Source organism: Catenulispora acidiphila DSM 44928 (assembly GCF_000024025.1).
Classification (GTDB): Bacteria; Actinomycetota; Actinomycetes; order Streptomycetales; family Catenulisporaceae; genus Catenulispora; species Catenulispora acidiphila.
The window spans coordinates 3,759,401-3,786,070 of the sequence record NC_013131.1; the positions used below are offsets into that span (position 1 = coordinate 3,759,401).

General features: G+C 70.9%; 18 protein-coding genes. 7 read left to right on the forward strand and 11 right to left on the reverse strand.

The window, feature by feature from the left end; translation table 11 throughout:
• Nucleotides 1–16: 16 nt before the first annotated feature.
• Nucleotides 17–2,269 carry an APC family permease gene (locus tag CACI_RS16940; RefSeq protein WP_012787607.1) on the reverse strand — a complete coding sequence of 751 codons (2,253 nt, stop codon included), beginning with the start codon at nucleotides 2,267–2,269 and terminating at the stop codon, nucleotides 17–19.
• 131 nt (nucleotides 2,270–2,400) lie between these two features.
• On the opposite strand from CACI_RS16940, the gene CACI_RS16945 reads away from it, so the two are divergent.
• Nucleotides 2,401–2,727 (forward strand): hypothetical protein, encoded by a 327-nt coding sequence (locus CACI_RS16945; protein ID WP_012787608.1) that lies wholly within the window; start codon nucleotides 2,401–2,403, stop codon nucleotides 2,725–2,727.
• A 69-nt stretch (nucleotides 2,728–2,796) separates the two neighbouring features.
• Here CACI_RS16945 and CACI_RS16950 read toward each other — a convergent pair whose 3' ends face one another.
• Nucleotides 2,797–3,447 carry a 4'-phosphopantetheinyl transferase family protein gene (locus CACI_RS16950; RefSeq protein ID WP_012787609.1) on the reverse strand — a complete coding sequence of 217 codons (651 nt, stop codon included), beginning with the start codon at nucleotides 3,445–3,447 and terminating at the stop codon, nucleotides 2,797–2,799.
• Nucleotides 3,444–4,322 (reverse strand): metallophosphoesterase family protein, encoded by an 879-nt coding sequence (locus CACI_RS16955; RefSeq protein WP_012787610.1) that lies wholly within the window; start codon nucleotides 4,320–4,322, stop codon nucleotides 3,444–3,446. Before CACI_RS16955 ends, CACI_RS16950 begins: the two co-directional genes overlap by 4 nt.
• Before the next feature lie 168 nt (nucleotides 4,323–4,490).
• Between CACI_RS16955 and CACI_RS16960 the strand changes: the two genes are divergently transcribed.
• Nucleotides 4,491–5,048: a GNAT family N-acetyltransferase gene (locus CACI_RS16960; protein WP_012787611.1), complete on the forward strand. Its 558-nt coding sequence runs from the start codon at nucleotides 4,491–4,493 to the stop codon at nucleotides 5,046–5,048.
• Between the two features lie 80 nt (nucleotides 5,049–5,128).
• On the opposite strand, the gene CACI_RS16965 is transcribed toward CACI_RS16960, so the two are convergent.
• On the reverse strand, nucleotides 5,129–5,416 hold the full coding sequence (locus CACI_RS16965; RefSeq protein WP_012787612.1) for a hypothetical protein: 288 nt from the start codon (nucleotides 5,414–5,416) through the stop codon (nucleotides 5,129–5,131).
• 372 nt (nucleotides 5,417–5,788) lie between these two features.
• On the opposite strand from CACI_RS16965, the gene CACI_RS16970 reads away from it, so the two are divergent.
• Nucleotides 5,789–10,012: a carboxypeptidase regulatory-like domain-containing protein gene (locus CACI_RS16970; RefSeq protein WP_012787613.1), complete on the forward strand. Its 4,224-nt coding sequence runs from the start codon at nucleotides 5,789–5,791 to the stop codon at nucleotides 10,010–10,012.
• Between the two features lie 41 nt (nucleotides 10,013–10,053).
• Here CACI_RS16970 and CACI_RS16975 read toward each other — a convergent pair whose 3' ends face one another.
• Complete coding sequence (locus CACI_RS16975; RefSeq protein ID WP_012787614.1) at nucleotides 10,054–10,842, reverse strand: DNA-formamidopyrimidine glycosylase family protein; 789 nt, start codon at nucleotides 10,840–10,842, stop codon at nucleotides 10,054–10,056.
• A gap of 63 nt (nucleotides 10,843–10,905) precedes the next feature.
• On the reverse strand, nucleotides 10,906–11,505 hold the full coding sequence (locus CACI_RS16980; protein WP_190276765.1) for a DUF1345 domain-containing protein: 600 nt from the start codon (nucleotides 11,503–11,505) through the stop codon (nucleotides 10,906–10,908).
• A gap of 586 nt (nucleotides 11,506–12,091) precedes the next feature.
• On the opposite strand from CACI_RS16980, the gene CACI_RS16985 reads away from it, so the two are divergent.
• Nucleotides 12,092–12,529 (forward strand): hypothetical protein, encoded by a 438-nt coding sequence (locus CACI_RS16985; RefSeq protein WP_012787616.1) that lies wholly within the window; start codon nucleotides 12,092–12,094, stop codon nucleotides 12,527–12,529.
• On the opposite strand, the gene CACI_RS16990 is transcribed toward CACI_RS16985, so the two are convergent.
• The gene (locus CACI_RS16990) at nucleotides 12,501–13,229 is read right to left on the reverse strand and encodes a phosphopantetheine-binding protein (RefSeq protein WP_012787617.1); all 729 of its coding nucleotides are present in this window, start codon (nucleotides 13,227–13,229) and stop codon (nucleotides 12,501–12,503) included. The genes CACI_RS16985 and CACI_RS16990 overlap by 29 nt on opposite strands.
• Nucleotides 13,230–13,255: 26 nt before the next feature.
• Nucleotides 13,256–18,874, reverse strand: a complete 5,619-nt coding sequence (locus CACI_RS16995) for a non-ribosomal peptide synthetase (RefSeq protein ID WP_012787618.1) — start codon at nucleotides 18,872–18,874, stop codon at nucleotides 13,256–13,258.
• 216 nt (nucleotides 18,875–19,090) lie between these two features.
• Here CACI_RS16995 and CACI_RS17000 point away from each other — a divergent pair, with 216 nt between their 5' ends.
• The gene (locus tag CACI_RS17000; RefSeq protein WP_012787619.1) at nucleotides 19,091–20,311 is read left to right on the forward strand and encodes a cytochrome P450; all 1,221 of its coding nucleotides are present in this window, start codon (nucleotides 19,091–19,093) and stop codon (nucleotides 20,309–20,311) included.
• Nucleotides 20,312–20,358: 47 nt separating this feature from the next.
• Here CACI_RS17000 and CACI_RS17005 read toward each other — a convergent pair whose 3' ends face one another.
• Nucleotides 20,359–21,261, reverse strand: a complete 903-nt coding sequence (locus tag CACI_RS17005) for an AfsR/SARP family transcriptional regulator (RefSeq protein WP_012787620.1) — start codon at nucleotides 21,259–21,261, stop codon at nucleotides 20,359–20,361.
• A 222-nt stretch (nucleotides 21,262–21,483) separates the two neighbouring features.
• On the opposite strand from CACI_RS17005, the gene CACI_RS17010 reads away from it, so the two are divergent.
• Nucleotides 21,484–23,109, forward strand: a complete 1,626-nt coding sequence (locus CACI_RS17010) for a PhpK family radical SAM P-methyltransferase (RefSeq protein ID WP_012787621.1) — start codon at nucleotides 21,484–21,486, stop codon at nucleotides 23,107–23,109.
• A gap of 29 nt (nucleotides 23,110–23,138) precedes the next feature.
• Nucleotides 23,139–24,935, forward strand: coding sequence for a non-ribosomal peptide synthetase (locus CACI_RS17015; protein ID WP_012787622.1), 1,797 nt, complete (start codon nucleotides 23,139–23,141; stop codon nucleotides 24,933–24,935).
• A gap of 28 nt (nucleotides 24,936–24,963) precedes the next feature.
• Here CACI_RS17015 and CACI_RS17020 read toward each other — a convergent pair whose 3' ends face one another.
• Entirely contained in the window at nucleotides 24,964–25,257 is a 294-nt protein-coding gene (locus CACI_RS17020) for a hypothetical protein (protein ID WP_012787623.1), read from the reverse strand.
• Nucleotides 25,258–25,308: 51 nt separating this feature from the next.
• Nucleotides 25,309–26,559, reverse strand: coding sequence for a cytochrome P450 (locus CACI_RS17025; protein WP_223297553.1), 1,251 nt, complete (start codon nucleotides 26,557–26,559; stop codon nucleotides 25,309–25,311).
• Nucleotides 26,560–26,670: the final 111 nt, after the last annotated feature.

Consider the following 26,670-nt stretch of genomic DNA (forward strand, 5'->3'; position numbering starts at 1 on the left):
TGCTCTCAGTGGGCTGTCACAGATGGAACGGGACCGAGGTGATCACGACGCTCGGCAGGTGGCGGAGCATGCGCCGCAGCCGGGCGGCGATCCGGTCGTGCAGCACGGACTGCCACCAGTGCTCGACCACGACCTCGGGGAGGATCACCGTGAGGATGAGGCCGGAGTGGCGGCCGGCGAGGGCTTCCAGGGAGTCCACGAGCGGGGTGACGGTGGTGCGGTACGGCGACACCACGACTTCCAGCGGGAGGTGGGCGCCCCAGGTCTGCCAGTACTCGCCGAAGCGCTTGGCCTCGTCCTCGGTCGGGCTGACGTGCACGACCAGGACCGGCTGTCCGAGTGAGGTGGCGTAGGCGAGGGCGCGCATCGCCGGGCGGTCGAGGACGGAGAGCGGGACCACTGTCAGGTGGCGGATCCGGTGGGGCGTCTGCCGATCGTGGTCGCCCTCGCCCTCGCCCTCGTCCTCGGCAGCCGCCCTGTCCGTCGCTTCGTCCGTCGCCTTGTCCGCCGCCTCGTCGGGCGCCGGCGGGGTGACGCACGGCTGCGGAACCTCGATCGTGTCAGGGCCCAGCTCGACGAGGGCGGCGACGCGGTCGTAGTGGCGCCGGATCGCCAGCGCGAGTCCCACGAACAGCAGGACGGCGACCACCGCGACCCACGCCCCCTCCAGGAACTTCGTGACGCCCGCGGTGACGAAGACCGCGCCGGACATGGTCATCCCGACCGCGTTGAAGGTCAGGCTGCGGCGCCAGCGGTCGCCGCGCTCGTGCCACCACAGCGCGACCATGCCCGCCTGGGACAACGTGAACGCCAGGAACACCCCGACCGCGAACAGCGGGATCAGCGGATCGGTCTTGCCGCCGAAAGCCGTGTAGAGCAAGGCGGCGGTGACGGACAGCACGATGATCCCGTTGCTGAACGCCAGCCGGTCGCCCATGCGCAGGAACATCCTCGGCGCCTGGCGGTCGCGCGCGAGATAGAACAGGACGCGCGGGAAGTCGTTGAACGCGGTGTTCGCCGCCAGCAGCAGGATCGCCGCGGTCGCCGCCTGGGTGAAGCCGTACAGCACGCCCGGTCCGTACAGCTGCCGAGCCAGCTGCGACAGCGCCGTCTGACCCGCGTTCGGGACCACGCCGCGCAGGTGGAGCACGACGATCGTGCCCACGAACATGACGATCAGCACGGCGATCATGATCGTGAGCGTCGTGCGCGCGTTGCGCCACTCGGGCTTGGTGAACGTCGGGACGGCGTCGGAGATGGCTTCCACGCCGGTCATTGCGGTCGCGCCGGAGGCGAAGGCGCGCAGGATCAGCAGCAGTCCGGCGCTTTGCGTGACGCCCAGATGCGGGGGAGCGGCCGCATGGAAGCTGTCGCGGGCGGCGTCGGCGAGCCCGAATCCGATCAGCAGCGCGATGGCCAGGATGAAGGCATAGGTCGGTGCGGCGAACAGCACGCCGGCCTGCCGCACCCCGCGCAGGTTCCCCGCGAGCAGTACCGCGATCACCCCGAGACCGATCGGCACGGTGGAGCCCGCCAACGACGGCACCGCGGAGGTCAGCGCGGCGACGCCGGCGGACACCGACACCGCTACGGTGAGGATGTAGTCGACGAGCAGCCCGGCCGCCGCGAACAGTCCCGGGACCCGCCCCAGATTGCCGCTGGCGACGATGTAAGACCCGCCGCCCTTGGGATAGGCGCGGATCGTCTGCCGGTAGGAGACGCCGACAGCGAGCATGAGAAGCGCGATCACGCCGGCGATCGGCAGCGCGTTCCGCAGCCCGGCGGCGCCGGCCAGGACCAGGATCGCCAGCATGGCTTCGGGTCCGTAGGCGACGGAGGACAGAGCGTCGGCGGAGAGAACCGGCAGCGCGATCAGCTTCCGCATGCGCTCGTGCGCTATGGCGCTACTGCGCAGCGGATGTCCCAGAAAGAGATGGCGAGCTCGGCGTCCCACGGTCGCAAGATCACTCGGCAGCCGCTCGGCTTCAGTGGTCTCTTCCACTGTCTCGACGCTGTGCCCCCGATCGGACAGCGCCGTGACCGGCACGAACCGGCCGAAGCGCGACGGCTTCACAGAGGTCGGGTACGCCTCGAGCGTGGGATCGACGGGCAGCGCGTCGCGCCAGGACTCCGGGTCCTCGATGACGCGACCCCACTCGCGTCCGACGTCGCGCAGCACCGCGCGTTGTCGGCGATCGAGCTCGGGCAGCTGATCGGAGGGACTCGGCATGCCGGGACGCCGGGCGCTGGTCTCTTTCGTCGCTGCCATGCCCGGCCTTATGGCCTGGCCGCCAGGGGTTACACCCCGCCGAGGCGGAGCCTCACGGCCGGGGCGGCTGTTTGGCATGCGGCGGATGAGCCATACGGGCCCAAAGGCAGGGTTCGTAGAGGAGACGCAGTATGACTGACGCCATCGACACATCCGCCCTGGCCACCAAGGTCTTCGACGCCGTCAAGCCCGCGATCGGCGCTTACGGCACCGGCGCCCTGGTCCGCGACGAGCAGGCGAACGCCCCGCACGCCGTCGAACTGGGACGCGAGATCCTGCAGGAGATCTACTGGCGCGACAAGAACGTCCCGCCGCTGGAGTCCGCGGTCAACGACTTCGCCGCCGGATCCCAGGACGAGGACGCCGCCGCCGGGCTCCGCCTGGAGATCAAGAAGGTCCTGGCCTCCGACGCGGCGCTCGCCGCCGACATCGCGAAGATGGTGGGTGGCTCGTCGTAGGAGTGCTGAGTGTCTGGGGCAGGCCGTCTTCTCCATGGGCGAGAAGGCGGCCTGTTCGCTGTCGCGATCTCAGCCCTCGATGACGACCGCCGTCACGACCAACCCCTCGCCGACCGCGTACCGCCCGCTCAGTCGCATCAGCGGCTCGCCGCCGACGACCAGCCCTGGCTGGTGCAGCTCGACGTCAAAGGTCTGAGCCGGCGGGTCGAAGCGCAGTGTCGCGTCCTGGAAGTCCAGCCAGCGGCGGGCCAAAGGGAACCAGACCTTGTAGACCGACTCCTTGGCGCTGAACAGCACCTTGTCCCAGTGTGTCTCCGGGTGCTGCGATGCCAGGGCGGCGAGCATCGGGATCTCTTCCGGGCGGGCGATCATCTTCAGCGTGCCGGGCGGGAGCTCCTCGTGCGGTTCGGCGTCGATGCCCAGGCTGGTCACGGCGGCGGCGCGCGCCACGGCTGCGGCGCGGTAGCCGTCGCAGTGGGTCAGGGCGCCGACGACGCCCTCGGGCCACAGCGGTTCGTTCTTCGGGCCGCGCAGGATCGGAACGGCGGGGTGGCCCAGGTCGGCCAGCGCCTTGCGGGCGCACCAGCGTGCGGTGGCGAACTCCCGGCGCCGCTTGTCGACGGCGCGGGCGACCAGCTCGGCTTCTTCCGGGAACAGGTCGTCGATGTCGGTGCGCCTCTCCACCGACGCCACCGAGGACGGCAGGATGCCCTCGATCACAGGCGGTCTCCCAGCGTCGGCTCCGGCGGGGGCGGCGGCACGATCTGGCGCAGCGGATCGACCGGCGGACGTCGGCTCCACTCGCGCGGGTAGCCGAGGGAGACCTCGGTGAAGCGCACGTTGTCATAAACCGTGCGGCGCGGGATGTGCAGGTGTCCGTAGACCATGTCCGTGGCGTTGAAGCGCTTGTGCCAGTCGGCGGTCGCCTCGGTGCCGCACCACTGGGCGAACTCCGGGTATCGCAGGATCCTGGTCGGCGTCCGCACCAGCGGGTAGTGGTTGACCAGGATCGTCGGCACGGCGGGATCCAGCTCGCCGAGCCGCGCCTCGGTGTAGGCGACCCGGCTGCGGCACCAGTCCTCGCGGCTCGGATGCGGGTCGGGGTACAGGAGGAACTGGTCGGTGCAGACGATGCCCGCCGCCTCGGCGATGGCCATGCCCTCGGCCGCGTCCCGCGCGCCCGGCGGCAGGAAGCTGTAGTCGTAGAGCACGAACAGCGGCGCGATCACCGTCGGCCCGCCCTCGCCGTTCCAGACCGGATACGGGTCCTCGGGTGTGTGGATGCCCAGGGACCGGCAGTGCTCGACCAAGCCGCGGTAGCGGTACTCCCCGCGCAGCGTGACCGGGTCCTTCGGATGCGTCCACAGCTCGTGGTTGCCCGGCGTCCACACCACGGTGGCGAACCGGTCGGACAGCAGCTCCAGCGCCGCGGCGACGTCCCCGAACAACTCGCCGACATCACCGGCCACCAGCAGCCAGTCATCCTTGTGAACCGGCCGCAGCCGCTCCACGATCGCCTTGTTGTCGGGGTGCGCGACGTGCAGATCGCTCACCGCCCAAACCCGCGGGCCGTCCCCTGCCGGATATCCGCTCACCGCCGCCCCATCCCCTCGCTCAGCCGCCGGGAAACGCGGCGCGGGTCGCGCCACGGGCGGCCCTACCACTGTCGCATCGGTGTACTCGTGTATGCAGCCGCCGAAAACCCGGTGCGAGTGATCGGCGGCGGATGTGTGATGGAACGTCCGCCGATCACGGGAGAGAACATGAGCACGCCGCTGCCCGCCCCCTCGCTGCACACCGCCCGCCTTCGCCTGCGTCCCTTCGAAGACTCGGACGCGGACGACCTGTTCGCGCTGCAGAGCAACGCCGAAGTCCTGCGCTACTGGGACGCGCCGCCGTGGAGCGAACGCGGACGCGCCGAGAAGTTCATCGCGGCCTGTCGGCAGATGGCACAGGAGGGCACCGGCGCGCGGCTGGCCGTGGACCGTGTCTCCGACGGCGCGTTCCTCGGCTGGTGCACCCTGGCGGGCTGGAACCCCGTCTACCGCAGCGCGTCGCTGGGCTACTGCTACGACGCCGCCGCGTGGGGTCACGGCTACGCCACCGAGGCCGCGCGCGCCTTGCTGCGGTGGGCGTTCGACACGCTGGACCTGAACCGCGTCCAGGCCGAGACCGACACGCGCAACGCGGCGTCGGCCCGCGTGCTGGAGAAGCTCGGCTTCGTGCGGGAGGGGACGCTGCGCGAAGACTGCGTCGTCAACTGCGAGGTCTCCGACTCATGGGTCTATGGGCTGCTCCAGCGGGAGTGGCGATACGCCTGACCCCTAAGCCCAGCAGCCGTTGACCGTCGCCGCGAGCCCGTCGAACGTGTGCTTGATGTCGATACCGGCAGCGGTGCCGTTCAGCGGGACGCGGTAGACGCCGCCCAGGACGTGCCGCGCGAGTCCTGGACCCGGGCGTCGAGGTTCTTGGCGATCTGCTGATCGGCGGCGTCCAGAGGACGGTTCGCGGCGGTCGCCGTGGTGGCGCCGCCGGCGTTCTCGGCGTTCTCGGCGGCGAACGCCGTGCCCTGGCCGAACAGCACCGCGGCGGTGATCGGAACAGTGACCGCGGCGACGAGCGCCCGGCGTGCTCCCCCGCTCCGGGCACCCTTGGGCTTGTCGTGACGGGTGGTGGAAGTGGGTGACATAGCGGCTTCCCCGACCTTGTGCGTGTGTTGACTTGCCGCTCGAACCTAGCAGCGCGCCGCCGGTCACGGGGGACTTGAGCGCTCCAGTGCCGAGTACCCGCCAACCTCAACGACCCCTGTCAGCCAATCAAGGCATGGACGGTTGAGACGCATTTGAAAAGGCTGATCGCGAACAGTGAGGACATCTCCGATTTTGTGTATGGACACAACCTTTAGCCTGAGCCAAACTCATCTTCACAGTCTGATCAGATTGCTGACATCGGGACATCCGAACTACAGGACATCCTGACCTCTGCTAGAGCACAGCGCAGCGCGGCGCCGTGTCCAGCGGCGCCCCCGACATGGCAGCCACCGCCAGCCAAGGAGCCGCACGTGCACATCCCCTTCCCTCCGCGCCTGGGCAAGATCGTCGCCCTGGCCGCCGCTCTCGCCTTGACGACCGGGGTCGGCAGCGCCGCTGCCGCCGCGGGTCAGGCGAGTTCGGTGCGAACCACCGGCGCCGTCAGCGCCACGAGCACTGCCGGCACAGCGCGCGCAGAAGGCGCCGCTTCGGCCGCCGCCGCCAAGCCCGGCAGCCTCACCAGCGCCAAACCCAACGCCCGGTCGGTCTGTCCGCCGGCCGCCAAGGGTGCCTTCACCTGCTTCGCATTGCAGCGCACTGACATAGTCGGCGCCACCGGCCTGGCCAAGGCCGACGCCACCCCCTCCGGTTTCGGTCCCTCGGACCTGCTCAGCGCGTACAACCTGCCGGCCGACGGCGGCGCCGGGGCGACGGTCGCCATCGTCGACGCCTACGACGACCCGAACGCCGAGGCGGACCTGGCGCTGTACCGGACCCAGTTCGGGCTCCCGGCGTGCAGCACCGCCAACGGCTGCTTCAAGAAGGTCGACGAGACCGGCGGCACCAGCTACCCGACGCCGGACTCCGGCTGGGCCGGGGAGATCTCGCTGGACCTGGACATGGTCTCCGCGATCGCCCCGCGCGCGCACATCATCCTGGTCGAGGCCACCACGCCGAACTTCACCGACCTGGGCGCGGGCGTCGACGAGGCGGTGGCGCTCGGCGCCGGCTACGTCTCGAACTCCTACGGCTCGAACTACACCTCGACCCCGGGCAGCGGCGAGGACCCGTCCGAGCTCACCTCGATGGACCCGTACTACAACCACCCGGGCGTGGCGGTTCTGGCCAGCACCGGCGACGACTCCTACGGCGTGGCCTACCCGGCCGCCTCGCAGTACGTCACCTCCGTCGGCGGCACCTCGCTGGTCAAGGACACCAGCACGCGCGGCTGGTCGGAGTCGGTGTGGTCCAACTCCTACGGCGGTCCGGGCTCGGGCTGCTCGCTCTATGAGCCCAAGCCGAGCTTCCAGAAGGACACCGGCTGCGCGATGCGCGCCCTGGCCGACGTGTCCGCGGTCGCCGACCCGGCCACCGGCGTGTCGGTCTACGACACCTACCAGGAGACCGGCTGGCAGGTCTACGGCGGCACCAGCGTCTCCACGCCGCTGCTCGCCGGGGTCTACGCCGACGCCGGCGCGCCGGCCGCCGGGACGTACCCGAACGCCTACCCCTACGCCAAGCCCTCCGCCCTCAACGACGTGACTCAGGGCTCGACGAGCACCTGCACCCCGTCGTACCTGTGCACCGCCGGTCCCGGCTACGACGGCCCGACCGGTCTGGGCACGCCCAACGGCCTCACGGCGTTCACCAGCGGTCCGCACGGCATCGTGGCCGGCAAGGTCACCGACGGCACCAACCCGGTCGCCGGCGCGAAGGTCTCTGCGGGGACCTCGAGCACGACGACCGCCGCCGACGGCAGCTACACGCTGGACGTGCTCCCCGGGACCTACACCGTCGGCGTCAGCGCCTTCGGCTACGCCGACCAGTCGGTCGACGGCGTCGTGGTCGCCGACGGCGCGACCGTCGCGGAGAACTTCACGCTCGCGGCCGTGGCCCGGGTGGCGGTCACCGGCAAGGTGACCGACGGCTCCGGCCAGGGCTGGCCGCTGTACGCGACGATCTCGGTGGACGGCATGCCGGGCGGTCCGGTGTACACGAACCCGAAGACCGGCGCGTACACGATCCAGCTGCCGGTGAACCAGACCTACCAGCTGCACACCACCGCGGCGTACCCCGGGTATCAGGCCACGGACACGCCCGTGACCGTGGGCGTCTCGGCGGTGACCCAGCCGATCTCGGTGAAGGTGGACCCCGCGACCTGCACGGCCGCCGGCTACCGGATCGGCCAGGACGGTCTGTATCAGACCTTTGACGGCACCACGGCGCCGACCGGCTGGACCGTCACCAACAACACCGCCTCCGGCGGCTGGGAGTTCGACGACCCGGGCAAGCGGGGCAACGTCTCCACCGGGACCGGCGGGTTCGCGATCGTCGACAGCGACTTCCTCGGCGTGAGCAAGTCGGAGGACTCGTACCTGACCTCACCGGTCACCGACATGTCCGCGGTCGCCACGCCTGAGCTGGACTTCGCGACGTACTACAAGCCGTACAGCAACTCCACGGCGACCGTCGAGGTCAGCGTGGACGGCGGGACGACCTGGTCCTCGGTGTGGGCGCAGAGCACCAGCGCCGTGACCGGCAGCAAGGTGCAGATCCCGCTGCCGCAGGCGGCCGGCAAGGCGCAGGTGCAGGTGCGGTTCCACTACACCGGTACCTGGGCCTACTACTGGGAGGTCGACAACGTCCTGATCGGGACGCCGACCTGCGACCCGGTGCCCGGCGGTCTGGTCATCGGCCAGGTCACCGACGCCAACACCAAGGCGCCGCTGGCCGGCGTGCGCGTGTCGGAGACCGCGGCGCCGACCGTCGGCGGCACGTCGGCGGCCACCGCCGACCCGGCGATGAAGGGCGCGTTCTACTGGTTCTTCTCGCCGACCACCGGCTCGGTGCCGCTGACCGCGGCGAAGGGGCACTACACCTCGGGCACCTCGACGGTCACCGTCGCGAAGTCCAAGGTCGTCGAGGCCGACTTCGCGCTGAAGGCGGGGCGGCTCACCGTCACCCCGGCGTCGGTCGCCAAGACCGTCGCCTGGGGCGGGAACGCCACGCAGACGGTCACGGTGAAGAACACCGGCACCGCGCCGGCGACGCTGAACGTCAACGAACAGCCCGGCGGGTTCGTGATGCAGAACGTCCCGGCGGCGCCCACGCAGATCGTGCCGGCGCACGTGACCACCGGCAGCGCGCTGCTGGCCTCGAAGAAGCCCGGCGCGGCAGCCGTGCACGCCACCGCGCCGACGGCCGGTGACAGCTGGCAGCCGGTGGCGGACTTCCCGACGCTGATCCAGGACGACATCGCCGACTTCTCCGGCGGCAAGCTCTACGCCGGGTTCGGCTTCGACGGCACCAACGACTCCAACAAGCTCTACTCCTTCGACCCGGCGGCGGGCTCCTGGACGGCGCTGGCCTCGGCGACCGACACCCGCGAGTCCCCGGCGCACGGGTTCATCAACGGCAAGCTGTACGTCGTCGGCGGGTGGGACACCGCCGGCGACGCCGACTCGAAGATGGAGGTCTACGACCCGGCGGCGAACCAGTGGAGCACGGGCCCGGCCTCGCCGATGCCCTACGCCGGCGCCGGCAGCGCGGTGCTCGGCTCGACGCTGTACGTCGTCGGCGGCTGCACCAGCACCTGCGGCACCAACGACGTGTACGCCTTCGACGCCGGCGCCGGGACGTGGAGCAAGCTGGCCGCGTACCCGGAGTCCACAGCGTGGCTGAACTGCGCCGGCCTGCTGAACAAGCTGGTCTGCGCCGGCGGCACCTCGGCGACCGCGGCGAGCCAGAGCACGTACGTCTACGACCCGGCGACCGCGTCCTGGACCAAGGCGGCCGACGCGCCGTCGGCGTTCTGGGCCGCGGCCGGAGCCGGCGCCAACGGCAAGCTGCTGGTCACCGGCGGCGTGGTCGACGGCGGCCTGACCAACCAGGCCTGGGCCTACGACCCGGCGGCCGACGCCTGGTCCACCCTGCCGAACTCCAACGTCAGCGCCTACCGCTTCGCCGGCGCCCTCGGGTTCTACACTGTCGGCGGCGGCCAGGGCACCCTGACCCCGCCGATCGCGACCGCGCAGGTCCTGCCCGGCTACACCACCGGTCCGTCGGTGGACGTGCCGTGGCTCTCGGAGAGCGCCACCACCGTGACGCTCGCCCCCGGCGCCTCGGGGACCTTCCAGGTCACCGTGGACGCCAGCGACGCGTCCATCACCCAACCCGGCGGCTACACGGCCAGTCTGGGCCTGAGCTCCGACACGCCGTACCCGCTGACCGCACTCCCGGTGACGATGACGGTGAAGCCGCCGGCGACCTGGGGCAAGATCGCCGGCGCGGTGGAGTACACCAACGCCGGCGGAGCCCTGGTCCCGCTCGCCGGCGCGACAGTCCAGATCGACACATGGGCCGCGCACTACACCCTGCACACCGACATCAACGGCAACTACGCACTCTGGCTGGACTACCGCAACAACCCCCTGACGGTCATCGCCGCCAAGGACGGGTACCAGCCGGCCGTCAAGACGGTGACGATCAAGAAGGGGGCGACGAGCACGGCCACGTTCGTGCTGTTGAAGGACTGATCGGGAAGTGAGCGGCCGGAGCGGTGGTGCGCACAAGCGCGCTACCGCTCCGGCTGGCAGTTGGGACAGAAGTAGATGACCCGATCCTTCGGCGGCGTCCCCAAGCTCGACGTCAGGATCCGGGTCCCGCAGCGGCGGCAGGGCTGGCGCGCGCGGCCGTAGACCCAGTTGCGGCGGTCGGCGCGGGTCTCCCCGGTGGTGACGTGGCCGGTGCGGAGGCGGTTGAGGGTCAGGAGCCGATGCGCGGTGTCGACCACCTTCTCCAAGCCGGGTACCTCGCCGACCGGACGCCAGGGCGGGACGCGAGCCAGGAAGCTGAGTTCGTTGGCGTAGACATTGCCCACTCCGGCCAGATTCCGCTGGTCCAACAGCGCCAGGCCCAGCGGCCGCGCGGGGTCGGCGGACAGGCGGCGGAGTGCCTCCTCGGCGTCCCAGTCCGGGCCGAGCAGGTCCGGGCCGAGGTGGCCGACGATGGTCGGTTCCTCGGAGGTGGGGAGCAGGTCGACGACTTGCAGGCGGTAGCCGACGGCGGTGTTGCGCGCGGTGCCGAGGACGGCGCGGATCTGCCAGCCCGGGCCGCCGGTCCAGCGCTCGCCGGTCCGGTAGACGGCCCACCGGCCCTCCATGCGCAGGTGCGTGTGCAGGGTCAGGTCGCCTTCGAGCCTGGTCAGCAGGTGTTTTCCGCGCGCGACGGTCTGCAGGACGCGCCGTCCGGTCAGATCGGAGGTGGCCAGCGACGGCACGCGCAGGTCCGAGACGGCGAGCACGTCGCCGGCCAGCGCCTCGTGCAGCTGCGCGGCGGTCCGGAACACCGAATCACCCTCGGGCAACGGACCTCCTGCGGTCGGGGAGCGGTCCGGGCCATTTTACGGGCTCCCTGGGCCCGTCGGCGGTCACTTGGCCAGCCCGGACACCAAGTTGATCGACGTGGCGATGATGACCGCGCCGAGCGGGAACGACATCCAGGCGTGCCGGAGCGCCGCGCGGCGGATCTCCTTGGTCTGCAGGTCGGTGTCCGACACCTGGAAGGTCATCCCGATCGTGAAGGCCAGGTAGGCGAAGTCGCTGTACTGCGGCGGGTCGGGCTCGTTGAAGTCGATGCCGCCGGGGGTCCCGAGGTAGTACAGCCGGGCGTATTTGAGGGTGAAGACGGTGTGGACAATGGTCCAGGACACGAAGACGGAGAACACGGCCAGCGCCGCCTCCCAGTACCGCTCATTGCCAGGGGCGTGCGACGCCCCGAACAGGACGACACCGACCGCCACCAGGCTGGCCAGCGACGCCCCGATCAGCAGCGCGTCGGCGAGGTCCCGGCTGGGGTTCTCCTCCTGGGCATGAGTCCGGGTCAGCGCCGGGTCCAGCCGCCACACCACCCGCCATGTCCACCCGCCGAAGACCACCGCGAGCACATCCCACCCGATCAGCGGCGAGGTACGCCCCGCTCCGCCCAGCGCCGCGACGACGCAGGCGAGCGCCCCGGCAGCCACAGCCACGAAGAGCTTCAGACGCGCGCTGGCATGAAAGGCGGGTGGGACGCTTCTCGGCCCGGGATCCGGTCGCATGGTCCAAGACTGGCAGACCCGGCTCGGTGCGATCGGTCAGGCTCGGCTGAGCCCGAGACGGGACCGGATCGAACCGGATCGAACCGGATCGGTCTGATCGGTCGGGCAAGGCTGAGCCCGAGACTGGGACTGGGACCGGATCGAGCCGGCTTGGTGTGGTCGGTCGGGCTCGGCTGAGCTCGAGACGTGACCGGACCGGATCGGTCTGTGTGGTCAGGTCGGGCTGAGCCCGAGCCTGAGTCCGAGCCGGAGCCGGAGCCGGAGCCGAAGCCGGAGCCGAAGCCGGAGCCGGAGCCGGAGCCGGAGCCCGAGAGGTGACCGAATCGGACCGCACCGCACGGCACCGGTCTGATCGGTCAGGCCGGGCCGAGCCCGAGATGTGACCGGACCAGATCGAGCCGGATCGGTCGGTCTGTTCGGTCGGGCCGGGCCGAGCCCGAGACGTAGCTGAGCCGGATCGAACCGAACCGAACCGCATCGGTCTGTTTGGTCAGGCCGGGCTGGGTACAAGCCTGGCATGCCATCGCCCAACGGAAGGATCGCCAAGCGCGCCACTCGAGCGATCCCCTCGCCGCTGCTGCGCTGGACCGCGCGGGCGGCCGTGAGAGTCGTGCTGCCGATCGCCGGCGCCGCGGCCACCGTCGTCGTGCAGCGTGCCAAGTGGCGGTTCGGCTTGTGGCGAAGTCCGCACGGGGCCGTGGTGGTCGACATCAACCGGGACGTGCATGCCCTGGCTCCGGAAGGCGGCAGACCGGTCGCAGCGCTGGCCGCCCTCGCCGAGCGCGCGGATCTCACCTTGGGTGGCGTTCCCGGGCGTCCGGTCACGCGCTTGCGAGCCGTGCCCAGATACCCGGGCGACGACATCCGTGCCGACGTCGCCCTGGCCAAGCAGCATCTGGAAGCCCTCGAAGCCGGGGACCCGGGGCTCAGGCTCCCGCCGCCTGCTGCGCCTTGATCACCTCCACCGCCGCCAGGTCGTCCGGCTGGGCGCCGCACGGCAGCCCCGGGGGCACGCGCTTGCGGATCCACAGCCACGTCGCGGCGACCCGCCGGTGCTTCTCCTGCCGCTCCAGCACCCGCTCGCTGACCTTCTCCCCGAGCGATTGCAGCAGTAGCGCCGCGACGCCCTCGACCGTCGGCGCGCCGAACACCTCCTGCAGCTCCAGCTGGACGTTGAAGATCTCGCGGATCCGCAGCGTGAGGCGGAACATCTGTGCCGAGGAGCCGCCGAGGGCGAAGAAGACGTCGTGGGCGCCGACCCTCGGGACCCGCAGCACCTCGACCATCAGGTCGGCGATCTGCCGCTCCAGCTTGGTGCGCGGCTCGACGTAGTCCTCGGTCGGCCCGCTCGCGGCGTCCGGCTCGGGCAGGACTTTCAGGTCGTAGTCGCCCGCCGGGGTGAGGGGGATCTCCTCCAGGATGAACAGATAGTCGGGGATGAGGTGCTGCGGGAGCCGCCCCATCAGGCGCCGGTGCAGCTCGGCGGTGCCGGCGACCGGATCGGGTCCGGCGACGTAGCCGAGGACCTGCACGCCGCCGGCGGGCCCGACCCGCTCGGTCACGACGGCGTCGCGCACGTCGGGCAGGGCACGCAGCCCCGCGACGGTCTCCACGGGGTTGACCGCCTTCGCGGGTTTGGTCTGACCGCTGCTCATGAGCCTGTCTCCTTCCCGGGCCGCCGTCAGGCGGCCGCGCCGACGTGTTCCAACGTCCCCTCGGTCCAGCGCCGCGCCAGATCGCCGGTACGGTGCGTCCCGAACCACAGCTCGCCGACCTCGCCGACCGCGGCGGGGGCGCCGCCGGGCAACAGCACCGAGGCGGGCTCGAGAGCCGCGCCGCCGAGCGGCACACGCGCCGGCACCGGACGCTCGCGCCAGTCCGTCGGCACGTCGTAGGCGGCCAGCGGACGTCCATCGGCGCCGACGCCGTACAGCGTCGTGCACCGGCAGGCGTCAGACAGCGAATGCGCGGTGTCCACGTCCTGCCACAGCAACCCGCCGGGGTTGTCGATCAGCACGTGCCGCAGCGCGGGCAGCTTCGTCCGCGCCGCCACGGCCCGCAGCAGCTGCGGCGTGGCGTAGACGACGGTGACGGAGGCGTCCGCGAGCCACGCCGCGAGCGCGTCCAGATCGGGCGCGTCCGAGAGATGGACGGCGGCGCCACTGGCAGAAGCGGCAGACAGCGCCGACGCGAGGTGATGCGCGTTCGGAGTCAGCACCGCGATCCGATCCGCAGCGGTCAGACCGAGATGACGCGCGGTCCAGTCACGATGAGGCAGATCGGCGCTGATCGCCGTCTCCCGCCCCGGTAGCAGAGAGCTGAGTTCGTCGCTGTCGGCATCCAACACCGCCGCGAACCCGCTGACATCCGCATCCGGAGCCACGACCGTGTACGAGACCCCAGCCTTCGCACAGCCCGCCACCGCCGCGGCGAACCCGGCTCGGGACCGGCGCACCACGCCGACGGAGCCTGCCTCGCCGCCGACATCCGCGACCCGCCGCGCGACCGCTTCCGAAGCCGCCGCCAGCCACGCATGGCTCCACGCGCCGCTCCCATCGACCACCGCCGCCGCGCTCTTGTCCACCGCGATGTCCGCGGGTTCGACCGTCGCAGAGCTCGTATCCACGGCATCCTCAGCACCCGCCGACCCCAGCACGTACCCATAAATCCCGCGCCCCGGATCGGCGACCACGCCCCGCAGCATCTCCTCGAACTGCTGCGTCAGCGCCCCCATCATCGCCTCGCCGTACCGCCGCGCGTCGTATGTCAGCTCGTAGCAGAACACCCCGAGCATCTCCTGCGCCGTCACCACCACGTCGAAGCTCGTCGGCAGCGCCGGCGTCTCGGCGATCCGCAGATCGACGTCCCCGATCCGCTGCGACAGCGGGATGTCGATCACGTTCAGGTACACCTGGAACAGCGGCGTGTGCCGCGGGTCGCGCGGCACGTTCAGCTCCTGCACCAGCAGGTCGAACGGCGCCGCGGCGTGCGCGTAGCCGTCCAGCGCGACCTGCCGCGCGCGCCCCAGCAACTCGGTGAACGCAGGTCCTCCGGCGGTGCTGACGTGCAATGGCAGGGTATTGATGAAGCAGCCGATCAGCCGGTCGGTCCCGGCGTCGGTGCGGGTGCTGATCGACACCCCGACCACCACGTCGTCCTGCCCCGACCAGCGGTTCAGCACCGTCGACAGCGCCGCGAGCACCACCATGAACGACGTCACACCGCGCTGCCGGCACAGCGCCCGCAGCGCCACGGTGTCCGCCGAGCTCAGCTGCCCGCGGAACCGCCCGCCGACCGGCGTGGTGTCCGACTCCTCGGTGCGCAGCGCCGGCAGCGTGATCGCCGCCGGAGCGCCGGCCAGGTGGTCGCGCCAGAAGCCGACTTCCTGCCGCAGCGTCTCCCCGCTGAGCCAGTCCCGCTGCCACAGCGCGTAGTCCAGGTACTGCACCGGAAGCTCCGGCAGCTCCGCCGTCGAGGCGTCGCCGCCCGCCTCGTACAGCGCCTTCAGCTCCGACAGGAACAGACCGAGCGAGGACATGTCCGAGACGATGTGGTGCGAGGTGATGCTCAGCATGTGGTCGTCGTCGCTCAGCCGCAGCAGCAGGCAGCGGAACAGCGGCCCGGCGCCCAGGTCGAACTTCGCCGCGCTCTGCTCGTCGGCCAGCCGCCGCGCCTCGGTCAGGCGGTCGTCCTCCGGCAGCGGCGTCAGGTCCTCGACCGCGAGCTGCCACTGCTCGTCGGAGTAGTCCACGACCTGAACCGGACCGTCGCCGACGACCGGGAACTTCGAGCGCAGGATCTCGTGCCGGTGCAGGATCGCGCGGATGCTGGACTCCAGCACGTCGACCCGCAGCGGCCCGGTCAGCCGCAGCCGCCCGCCGATCTGGTAGGCGGCGCCGGACACCAGCTTGTCCTCCAGCCACAGCCGCTCCTGGTCGAAGGACAGCACCGGCGGGGCGTCGGCGGCGCGCGGCTTGATGCGCCGGTCGATGTCAGAGCTCTGCGCCGCGGCCGCCAGCAGCTTCACGGTCGGGTGCTCGAACAGGTCCAGCGGCGAGAGCCCGACGCCCTGCTCCTGGGCGCGCGCCACCACCTGGATCGCCAGGATCGAGTCGCCGCCGAGCTCGAAGAAGTTGTCGTTGGTCCCCACCTGCGTGACGCCCAGGACCGCCGCGACGATGTCGGCGAGCAGCGCCTCCAGCGGCGTGGCCGGTGGGACCATCTCCTCGGCGATGTCCGGGCGCTCCTCGCTCGGCGCCGGCAGCCGGTCGCGGTCGACCTTGCCGTTGTCGGTGACCGGGATGCTCTCCAGCAGCACGTACGCCGACGGCACCAGGTACGGCGGCAGCTCGCGTCCCAGGAACCGCCGCAGGTCGGTGATGTTCGGCCGGGTGCGCGGCTGCGGCACGATGTACGCGGCCAGCCGCCGGTCGTCCGGCGCGGGTTCGTAGACCGTTACCGCCGCCTGCGCGACCTGCGGATGCCGGCACAGCGCCGACTCGATCTCGGCCGGCTCCACGCGGTAGCCGCGGATCTTGATCTGGGTGTCGGCGCGCGCCACGAACTCCAGGTTGCCGTCGGAGCGCTGCCGCACCAGGTCGCCGGTGCGGTAGGCGCGGGCGCCCGGACACGCCGGATCGGGGTCGGCGATGAAGCGCGTGGCGGTGAGCCCGAAGCGTCCGTGGTAGCCGCGCGCCACGCTGATGCCGCCGATGTACAGCTCGCCGACGGCGCCGGGCGGCACGGGGCGCAGCGCCTCGTCCAGGATGCGCAGCCGCGCCGAGGGCAGCGCCGTGCCGATGGGCAGGTGTTGCAGGTCGGCGTCGGGGGAGCTGGGCTTGAGCGTGAAGAACGTGGAGCTGACCGTGGTCTCGGTGATGCCGTAGACGTGCACCAGCGGACGCCCGAACCCGCGCCAGGTGCGCAGCCGCTCGGGCAGGACGCGTTCGGCGCCGACGATGACGGTGCGCAGCCCGGCGGGGATCCGGCGCTTGGTGCGCTCGATCTCGCGGACCCACTCGTGCCAGTAGGCGGCGGGCAGTTCCATGACGGTGAGGTGGTCGCGTTCGGCCAGCTCGATCAGGTCCAGCGCGGCGCCGGCGACCGGCTCCGGCGGGATGACGACCGCGCCGCCGGCCAGCCAGACCGGGAACAGCTCCTCGGCCAGGACATCGAAACCGGGGGAGGCGAACTGCAGGAACCGGTCGGCCGGTCCCAGCCGCAGCCGGTCGGCGACCTCCTCGGCGAACACCGCGAGCGAGCCGTGCTCGACGACGACGCCCTTGGGCGTGCCGGTCGAGCCGGAGGTGTAGATGAGGTAGGCGGCGTGCCCGGCGCGCGGCGGTGCGGTGGGGTCGGTCTCGGCGCCGTCGAACGCCTCGGGCTCGTCGAGCATCAGGGTACTGAGCTCGGCGCCGGCCGCCATCGGAGCGAGTGCCGAGGTGGTGAGCAGCACCGGCGCGCCGGAGTCGGTGAGCGTCGCGGCGATGCGGTCCGGCGGATAGGCGGTGTCCAGGGGCAGGAACGCGCCGCCGGCCTTCAGGACCGCGAGGACGGCGGTCGGCAGCAGCGGGGTGCGCTCCAGCAGGATGCCGACCGGGGTGTCCGGACCGACGCCGAGGGCGCGCAGCCGGTGCGCGAGGCGGTTCGCTTGCTGATTCAGCTCCGCGTAGCTCAGGGTCGTGGCGCCGCAGACGACGGCCGCAGCGGTCGGTGCCAGGTCGGCCTGTTCCTGGAAGCGGTCGACGACGGTCGCTATGGCCTCGGCTTCGGCGGCGCCGGACCCGGAACCCGCGCCGCCGACACCGACACCGACACTCTTAGCCGGCGCCGCACTCTCCTCCAGCATCAGATCCACATCGGCGACCCGCGTGTCGGGCGCGGCCAGCAGCTGGTCCAGCGTGTGCTGCACCCGGTCGGCGAGCCCGATCACGGTCCGGTCGTCGAACAGCTCGCTGCCGTAGTGCCACTGCAGGCTGACCCGGTCCGGCTGCACCTGCACGTTGAGGATGATGTCGACCGGGACCCAGCCCGGATCCATCGCCAGCGGCGTGACCCGCAGCCCTGGCATGTCCAGGACCTGGTCCTCCAGCCGCAGGATGTCGCCGGGCGTGGTCAGGACATTGATCATCATCTGGATCAGCGGGACCTGCGACGCCTCGCGCGGCGCCAGCTCCTCCACCAGCGTGTCGAACGGGATCTCCTGGTGGTCGAACGCCGAGGAGAACACCTCCTTGGCGCGCCGCAGCACTCCCACGAGGGTGTCGTCGCTGGACAACCGGATGCGCAGCGGCAGAGCGTTGGCGAAGCAGCCCACGACGTGCTCGGTCTCGGTGCGGACCCGTCCGGTGACGGCGGTGCCGAACACCTGGTCCTCCTGGCCGGTGTAGCGGTGGAGCACCGTCGAGCACAGCGCCAGCAGCACCATGGAGATGGCGACGCCCTCGCCCTCGGCGAACCTCTGCAACGCCAGGTTGCGCTCGCCCTCGATGGTCAGCGAGTAGTGCCGCCCCTCGAAGCTGCGGCGCGTCGGGTACGGCTTGTCGAACGGCAGCGCCAGGCGCGGCGGCAGGTCCGCCAGCGTCTGCCGCCACCAGCCCAGCTCCTTGTCCATCCAGGTCTGGTCCAGATGCCGGCGCTGCCACACGGCGAAGTCGCCGTACTGGATCGCCGGGTCCGGCAGCGGCGAGGGCAGCCCTTCGCGGAACGCCGGATACAGCACCGCGACCTCGCGCAGCACGATCGCCATCGACCAGCCGTCGGCGGAGGCGTGGTGCGTGGACATGACCGCGACGTACTCCTCGTCGGACAGCCGCAGCGCGGTGGCGCGCATCCGCTGCGGCGCCGCCGGGTCGAAGGGCCGCAGGACTTCGTCGTCGTGGCACTGCCGGATCCGCGCTTGCCGCGCCTCGGGTTCCAGGGTGCTGATGTCCTCCACGGCGACGGGGATCGGCGTGACCGGGTGCACGACCTGGACCAGCTGCCCGTCCACGGTCTCCAGGGTCGTGCGCAGCACCTCGTGCCGCGCCATCACCTCGGTCAGGACCTTGCTGAGCAGGTCCAGATCGACCTTGCCCTGCAAGCGGAGGGCGCCGCCGATGTTGTTCGAGGGCCGGAAGCGCTCCAGGGCCCACTCGCGCTGCTGGGCGTAGGACACCGGCGCGGGCCGGTCCCGGTCTCTGGGCTCGATGCGCTCCTTCGGCGCGCTGCCCTTGGCCGCGGCCAAGGAAGCCAGCCGTGATTCGAGCACGGCTCGCTGCTCGGGGGACAGCGCCGCGATCCGGTCCCGCATCTCCGTCATGAGAAGGCACTCCGATCCGCGCTGTCTCGCGCGCAAGAAAAGGCCGCTTGCGCGGGGAACGCAGGGATACGCCCCGCCACGGCGAACCTACTGAGACCTGCGGCGGAAGAGATGTCCCGTGAAGACAGGACGGGTCGGCGGCCGGCGCGGCGGCGAGGAAAGCGCATAACCGGCCGCATAACCGGTTGTGAACTCCCGCCGCCTACCGTGGCGGGCATGTCGACAGCCGTCGTCGATCTCGACGATCTGGACCTGTACACCTCCGGCGACCCGCACGCGGTGTGGGCCCGTCTGCGGCGCGAGGCGCCGGTGTACTTCAACGACACCCCGAACGGCGGCTACTGGGCACTGACCCGGTACGCCGACGTGAACGCGGTGTATGTGGACCCTGCGACGTACTCCTCCAAGAACGGCACGGTCCTCGGCGGCTCCTACCGCAGCGACCGTGACACCGCCTCGGGACAGATGCTGATCTGCTCGGACCCGCCGGCGCACCGGCAGCTGCGGCAGCACGTCCACCAGGCGTTCGGGCAGCGGATGATGGATGTCGCCGCCGGATACGTCGCTGATTACCTCGGCGCCGCGCTGGACCGGATGACCGCCGACGGCGGCGGCGACTTCGCCACCGACATCGCGCCCCAACTCCCCGCCGGGCTGCTGGCAGCGATGTTCACCATCGGCCACGCCGACGCCCTCCACCTCCTGCGCCTGACCCGCACCATGATCGGCTTCCGCGACCCCGAATACACCGCGCCGGAAGCCCCCGAGGCGATGATCCTGGCCGGCGCCCAGGTGGAGATCTTCGACTTCATGACCGATCTCCTGGCCGCCCGCCGCCGCGAACCCGCCGACGACCTGATCAGCATCCTGCTGGCAGCCCGCACCAACGGCCGCCCCCTGACGGACAGCCAGATCCTCTACAACGCCTTGAACGTGGCGGTCGGCGGCGACGAGACCACTCCCTTTACCGCCTCGGCGATCGTGGAGACGCTGATGGCGCACGAGCGGGAGGCCTCCCGCTTGCACGCCGATCACGCGCTGCTCGGCACGGCGGTCGACGAGTTCTTCCGCTGGACGTCCACGAACGCCTACGTCTGCCGCACGACCACGCGCGAGGTCGAGATCCGCGGCGTCCCGATCCCGGCGGGGGCGACGCTGACGTTGTGGAACGCCTCGGCGAACCGCGACGAGGACGAGTTCCCGCACGCCGACCGGCTGGACGTCGGGCGCACGCCGAACCACCACCTGGCGTTCGGCGTCGCCAACCACCGCTGCGTCGGGATGCCGGCGGCGCGGATGGAGATCACGCTGCTGGTGCGCGAGTTCCTGCGGCGCGGGCTGCGGTTCGCCCCGGCCGGACCGGTGGAGCGGCTGCGGTCGAACTTCATGCTGGGGATTCGGCATCTGCCGGTGACGGTCTCTCAATCAGAGGTCTGAGTCTGAGCTAGTCAGCGCTAGCTAGTGCTAGTCGGTGCTGGTCAGCGCTAAGCGGAGATTCGCGTCAGTGGGACACGCCGCATCGCTCGTGCCGTGCGCGGCTCGGGCTGGATCAGCTCGGCATCCAACCGCCGCCCGATGAACTCCCCGTGCGCCGCCATCGTGTACAGGCGGTGCATCGCCGGATCCGGCGCGAGTTGGAGCCGGTCGCGAAGCCGTGCTGTGTACAGCCGGTACCACCTGTGCACCTGCTCCAGATGCCCCAAGGTCCCATGGACCAGCATCAGCGCTCTGTAGGTCTCTTCGTGGCAGGGTTCTGCTTCCAGCATCAGCGCGCACCAGCGCAACACACCCTCGTGGTCGCCGCGCTCCAGCCCCGCGCCGGTCAGATAGGTCAGCGCGTACAACAGCCGCCCGCGCAGCCATTCGCGCTGCGCATCGGCCCAGTCGTACGCCACATCCGGCAGGAACTCGCCTCGATACTCCGCTACCGCTCGCCGATACGCCGTGTCAGCCGCAGCCTCGTCCCCGCGCGACTGCGCGGTGTTCCCGACGTCGGCGAGCTGTACGAAGGTCTGGAAGTCCGCCGCGACGTCCGCCATTTGCAGCGCGTAGCCCGACTCGCGCGTCAGCAGCCGCAACACAGGTTTTTGCTCCCCTGCCATCGCATCCTGCGCGCTGTCCAGGATCGAGCGCAGCATATGTGCCGCGACCTTCAGCGAACTCGATCCCGCCGACCACGGCGCGTCCGGCCACAGGGCCTCGTGCAGTGTGTCGCGCGGGACCGTGCGTCCCGGGCGCAGCATCAGGAACTGGAGCAGCCCGCGTGCTTTCCCGGCGCGCCAGCGTTCCACCGGCTGGCCGTCGAAGGCCAGCTCGAAGGTGTCGAAGGCGCGGATGGCGATCGCCGCACCGCGGGCCGGTGCCGGCCAGACGTCTGGAGATTCCACGGTTTTCCGCCGTTCGTCCCGATCGATCCCCCCGCCCGCACCGAAAGCTAGCCCTGCCCCGGTACCGCGGTGATGTCACATGAAGCGGGGATGCCCGGGGCGGCGCGCGTGAGCGACACGCGTAACCGGCGCCCAACCGCGCACCGTTACGGTCGGGCGTCGCGGTGCTGCCGGGCCGGGCGAGCCGGATCCGGCCCGAGCGCGAAGGGCGAGGGCGGACGAATGGGCGGTCTGGACTGCGTCGTGATCGGTTACAACGAAGGCGATTTCGACGACTACCGGGTGATGTGCGAGCGCACCGGACCCGGCACCCCCGAGTACCAGATCATGAGCTCGGAGCACCTGGTCGTCGACGGCGGCGCGATGCCCTGGCTGGAGGCGTTCTCCCGGCTGCGCACGCGCAGCACCGGACGCACTGACCGCTACCACGTCGGCGAGGTCTACAACCTCGCCGCGCTGTATCTGACCAGCTACCTGCGCCGCCACGGCCTGCGCGCCGAACCGGTGTCGCTGTTCAGCGCCGAGCGGGACCGGCTGGCCGCGCTGCTGGCCGAGCGTCCCGCGGTGGTCGCCGTCACGACCACCTTCTATGTCAACATCCTGCCAGTCATCGCAGTGGTCGAATTCATCCGCGAGCACGCGCCGGACAGCCACATCGTGGTCGGCGGACCGCTGGTGGACAACCTGTGCCTGTCCGGAATCACCGACACGGTCCAGGACCTGTGCCACGCGATGGGCGCCGACTCCTACATCCAGGAATCGCAAGGCGAGCACTCGCTGGCGCAGCTGTGCCAGGCGGTCCAAGCCGGCGCCGACCTGGACGCCGTCGACAACCTCCTGCACTGCCCCGATGGAACCTGGGTCCGCACCCGCCGCCGCCCGGAGGCCAACAACCTGGACGAGTGCTCGATCGACTGGTCCGGCTTCACCCCCGCCGAGATCGGCACGACCGCGCAACTGCGCACGGCACGCTCGTGCGCGTTCAAGTGCAGCTTCTGCGACTACCCCTCGCGCGCCGGCGCCCTGACCACCGCCTCGATCGACACCGTGCGCGCCGAGCTGCGCGCGCTGGCCGAACTCGGCGTGCGCAACGTGGTCTTCGTCGACGACACCTTCAACGTGCCGCCCAAGCGCTTCAAGGACATGTGCCGCATGATGATCGAGGAGGACCTCGGCCTGAACTGGTACTCCTACTTCCGCTGCTCCAACGCCCGCGACGACGAGGCCTTCGACCTGGCAGCGGCCTCCGGCTGCGCCGGCGTCTTCCTCGGCATCGAATCCGGCGACGGCGATGTCCTGGCCGCCATGCACAAACTCGCCCAGGACTCCGAATACCGCAGCGGCATCGCCCGCCTGAAAGAACGCGCCATCACCACCTTCGCCTCCATCATCGTCGGCTTCCCCGGCGAAACCGAGAAGACGGTCCGCAACACCATCGACTTCCTCAACGAAACCGCCCCAGACCTCTGGCGCGCCCAAGCCTGGTGGGCCAACCCCCGCTCGCCGGTCTTCGCGAACAAGGACCTGTGGTCGATCCAGGGTGAGGGCTACACCTGGTCCCACCACACCATGAACTCGGCCCAGGCCGCCGCCTACACCGACGAGATGTTCGCCGCCGTCACCGAATCAGTGTGGCTCCCGCTCTACGACTTCGACTTCTGGTCCCTCCCTTACCTCGACGGCAAGGGCGTCAAAGCAGCAGAGCTCATCGCGCTCCTGCGCACCAGCCAGCAATGGATGGCCGCCCGCAAGCAGGGCGCGGGCGATGTCGCACTCGCCGAGGTGGAGCGGCGCCTGGCCGAGGGGATCGGCGGACTGACGGTCGCGCCGGCGAAGTTCGCCTACTGAGCTTGTTCCCTGATGGGAAGGGATATTCGATGTCACTGCTTGCCTCCTCCGCTGCCGAGCACGCCGACGCGGCTGGCATGCCCGGTGCGGCGGGATGGTCGGTTGTCGACCGGTTCGAGCGGCATGCGGCTGCGCATCCGTCGCAGACCGCGCTGGTGTGCGATGGCGAGGTGGTGAGTTTCGGGGAGCTGGCGGCGCGGACGGGGGCGATCGCCGCGGGGTTGGTGGCGCGGGGTGTCGGCGCCGAGGATCTGGTGGGGTTGTTGCTGCCGCGCGGGGTCGATCTGGTGGCGGCGTTGGTGGGCGTGCTTCGGTGCGGTGCGGGGTATCTGCCGCTGGATCCTGCGCTGCCGGATCAGCGGCTGCGGTACATGGCCGAGCATGCGGCGCCTGCGGCGGTCTTGTGTGACCCCACGTTGCGGAAGCGGCTGCCTCCGACGTTCGCGCGTCGTACGTTGACCGTTGCGACGTGCCAGCGGATCGGTGGCGATCATCCGCCGTTTCGTGAGCCGATCAGGGCCGGTCAGCGCGCCTACGCCATCTTCACCTCCGGCTCGACCGGGCTCCCCAAAGCAGTCGAGGTCGCCCATGCCTCGCTCGCCGCGCTTCTCGATGCCCTTACCTCGACGGTGGCCGGGCCGCCTGGCGCCCGCGTCGCCTGGAACGCCGGCGCCTCCTTCGACGCCTCGGTCCAGCAGTGGGTACGGCTTTGCCACGGCGACACGCTCGTATTGGTCAGCGAAGCCGTACGTGCCGACCCTCAAGCACTCGCGGCACTCCTGCGCACCGAGCACGTCACAGACCTCGACATCACTCCCTCGCACGCGATCGCCCTGCTCGACCACCTCCCCACCGACCGACCGCTCAGGCTGCTCGTCGGCGGGGAAGCGGTGTCTGGCAGCTTGTGGGACCGCCTTGCGGCATTGCGGGCCGAGGGAGTCCTGGAGCCCTACAACCTGTACGGGCCAACGGAATGCACCGTCGATGCGACCGTCGCAGCCATCGAGGACACGAGCGATCCGCACCTCGGCGCACCGCTCCCAGGTGTCCGTGTCACAGTGCTCGATGACGCCCTTCAGCCGGTCCAGCCCGGCGATATCGGCGAGATCTACCTCGCCGGCTCGGGTGTCGCGCGCGGCTACCTCGGACAACCGGCGCTGACCGCCCAGCGATTCGTCGCAGACCCCGACGTACCCGGCGCGCGCATGTACCGCACCGGCGATCGCGGCGCCATCACCGCCGACGGCCGCCTGGAATACGCCGGACGCGCCGACGACCAGGTCAAGCTGCGTGGCTTCCGGATCGAGCCCGGCGAGGTGGAAGCGGTACTCGGCGGCTGCCCAGGCGTGGCGCAGGCGGCGGTGGTGGTCCGCGACGACGTTCCCGGCGGTCCCGCTCTCGTCGGCTACTGCCTGCCCTCAGCGGCGGCCTTCGATGCCGAGGCGATCCGCCGCGCCGCCGCTGCCCGCCTGCCCGACTACATGGTTCCGGCGCTGCTCGTAGCGATAGATGGCTTTCCGTTGACCAGCAACAGGAAACTCGATCGCGCAGCTCTGCCGTCCCCGATCCCGACCCGCCCCACCGAGCACGCCTTCGAACCGCCGCAGGGCGCCACCGAGGAACTGCTCGCCGCCGCATGGTGCGAAGTCCTCGGGCTGGAGCGCGTCGGCGCCGGCGAGGACTTCTTCGAACTCGGCGGGCAGTCGCTGCTGGCGATCCGGCTGGTCGCGAACGTGCGCCGACGTACCGGACGGCCGGTCCCGATGGTGGCTGTGTTCGAACACCCGGTGCTGCGGGACCTGGCCGCGTTCCTGGATTCCCGGTGACGATCGAGACCGTCGAGACGTGCGATGGTCAGTGCAGTCCCTGAGCCAGCCGGGCCGCCTCCCGCTGGCTGCGCATGTTCAAAACCGAGGCGACAGCACACAGCACGGCCACGGCATAGCAGATCACTGACACCACCAGTCCGATGACCATCACCGCGCCATGCCCGGCGAACAGCATGACCGGACCGCCTCCCAGCCCGCCGACCGCGACCACGGTGAGGACGGTGTAGAGCGCGATCCGTTGCGGCAGCGAGAGTTTCGCGGCGGCGACCTTGGTGGTGGTCGTGGTCGCCGCGGCGGGCGTGGCCGATTGCGCAGACATGAGTTCCTCGATTCGTTGGCTCGGGATTCGTTGACGCGGTGAGGCGGCCGTTCAAGCCGCCTTCAGAACCACGGGCAGGTCGCAGATCCCGCCCAAGAAGTTCGAGTACACATGCCCCGGCGTCCCGACCACCTCGATCCCGGCGACCAGGTCGCGCAGCGCCTCCAGCGTGGCGGCCAGCTGGATCCGGCCGAGCCGGGCGCCGAGGCAGAAGTGCGGTCCGTAGGCGAAGGTGATGTGCCGGTTGGGGGTGCGGTCCAGTGTGAAGCGCAGCGGGTCGGCGAACTCGCGCTCGTCGAAGTTCGCCGAGGCGAGCCAGACCGTGACCACGTCCCCGGCGCCGATGTCCCGCCCGCCGAGCACCGCCGGCTCGGTCGCCAGCCGCCCCAGGTGGCGCGACGGCGTGGTCCAGCGCAGCACCTCCTCGGTCGCCGGGTCGATCCCGACCTCGCCGCCGCGCAGCGCGCGCCACTGCGCCGGCTCGGCGGCCAGCGCGTGGACGGCGCCGGTCATCGCCAGCCGAGTGGTCTCATCGCCGCCGAGGATGAGGCTGTAGCAGTTGAAGACGATCTCGTCGGTCCCCAGCGGCCGCCCCCTGACCTTCGCGTTGGCCAGCATCGTCACCAGGTCCTCGCCGCCGGAGCCGCGCCGGGAGTCGGCGAGGTCCAGGAAGTACGACAGGATCTCGTTCTTGGCCGTCCAGGCGTCCGCGGTGGACAGCGTCGCAGCATGCGAACTCACCGAGGACGCCCCGAGCCGGTGGATGTACGGACGGTCGGCGTCGGGCACGGCAAGCAGGTCGCAGATCGTCGCAAGCGGCACGGCGGCAGCGACATCCCGCCCGAAGTCGCAGGTCCCGGCATCCAGCGCGTCCCGAATCAGAGACCTGACCTGTGCGGCGATCCGCTCGGCGAGCCGGTCCATCAGCGCCGGCGTCAGCGCGGCGGTGATGAGGCGGCGCACCTCGGCGTGCCGCGGACCGTCCGTGACGGCGAGCATCTTGCCCGCCGCGGAATCGCCGCCGACCAGCAGCGTCTCCAGGACGTTGCCGGAGGTGGAGGTGAAGCGCTGGCCGTCGCGCAGAACGGCGACCGCGTCGGCGTGTCGGGTGACGACCCAGAACCCCGGTGCAGAGACGGCAGAACCATCAGAGCTCTCACTCGCCGCCGGATGCCAGTAAACCGGCTCCTCATCCCGCAGCCGCCGCCACAGCGCAGCCAGGTCGTACTCGGCGTGCAGCGCCGGCGAGGCCAGGTCGGCGTCGGGCAGCAGGTCCGGATCGAACACGGGCAGCCCGGTCACGTCGGTCCCCTTCATCTGTCCGGCACGGTGCTGGTGGCGAGTATCGCCGCGCGCGGTTAGAACCCGGTTACGTCCGCACCGGCGCGCCGCTCGCCGACCCCGCGCATAACC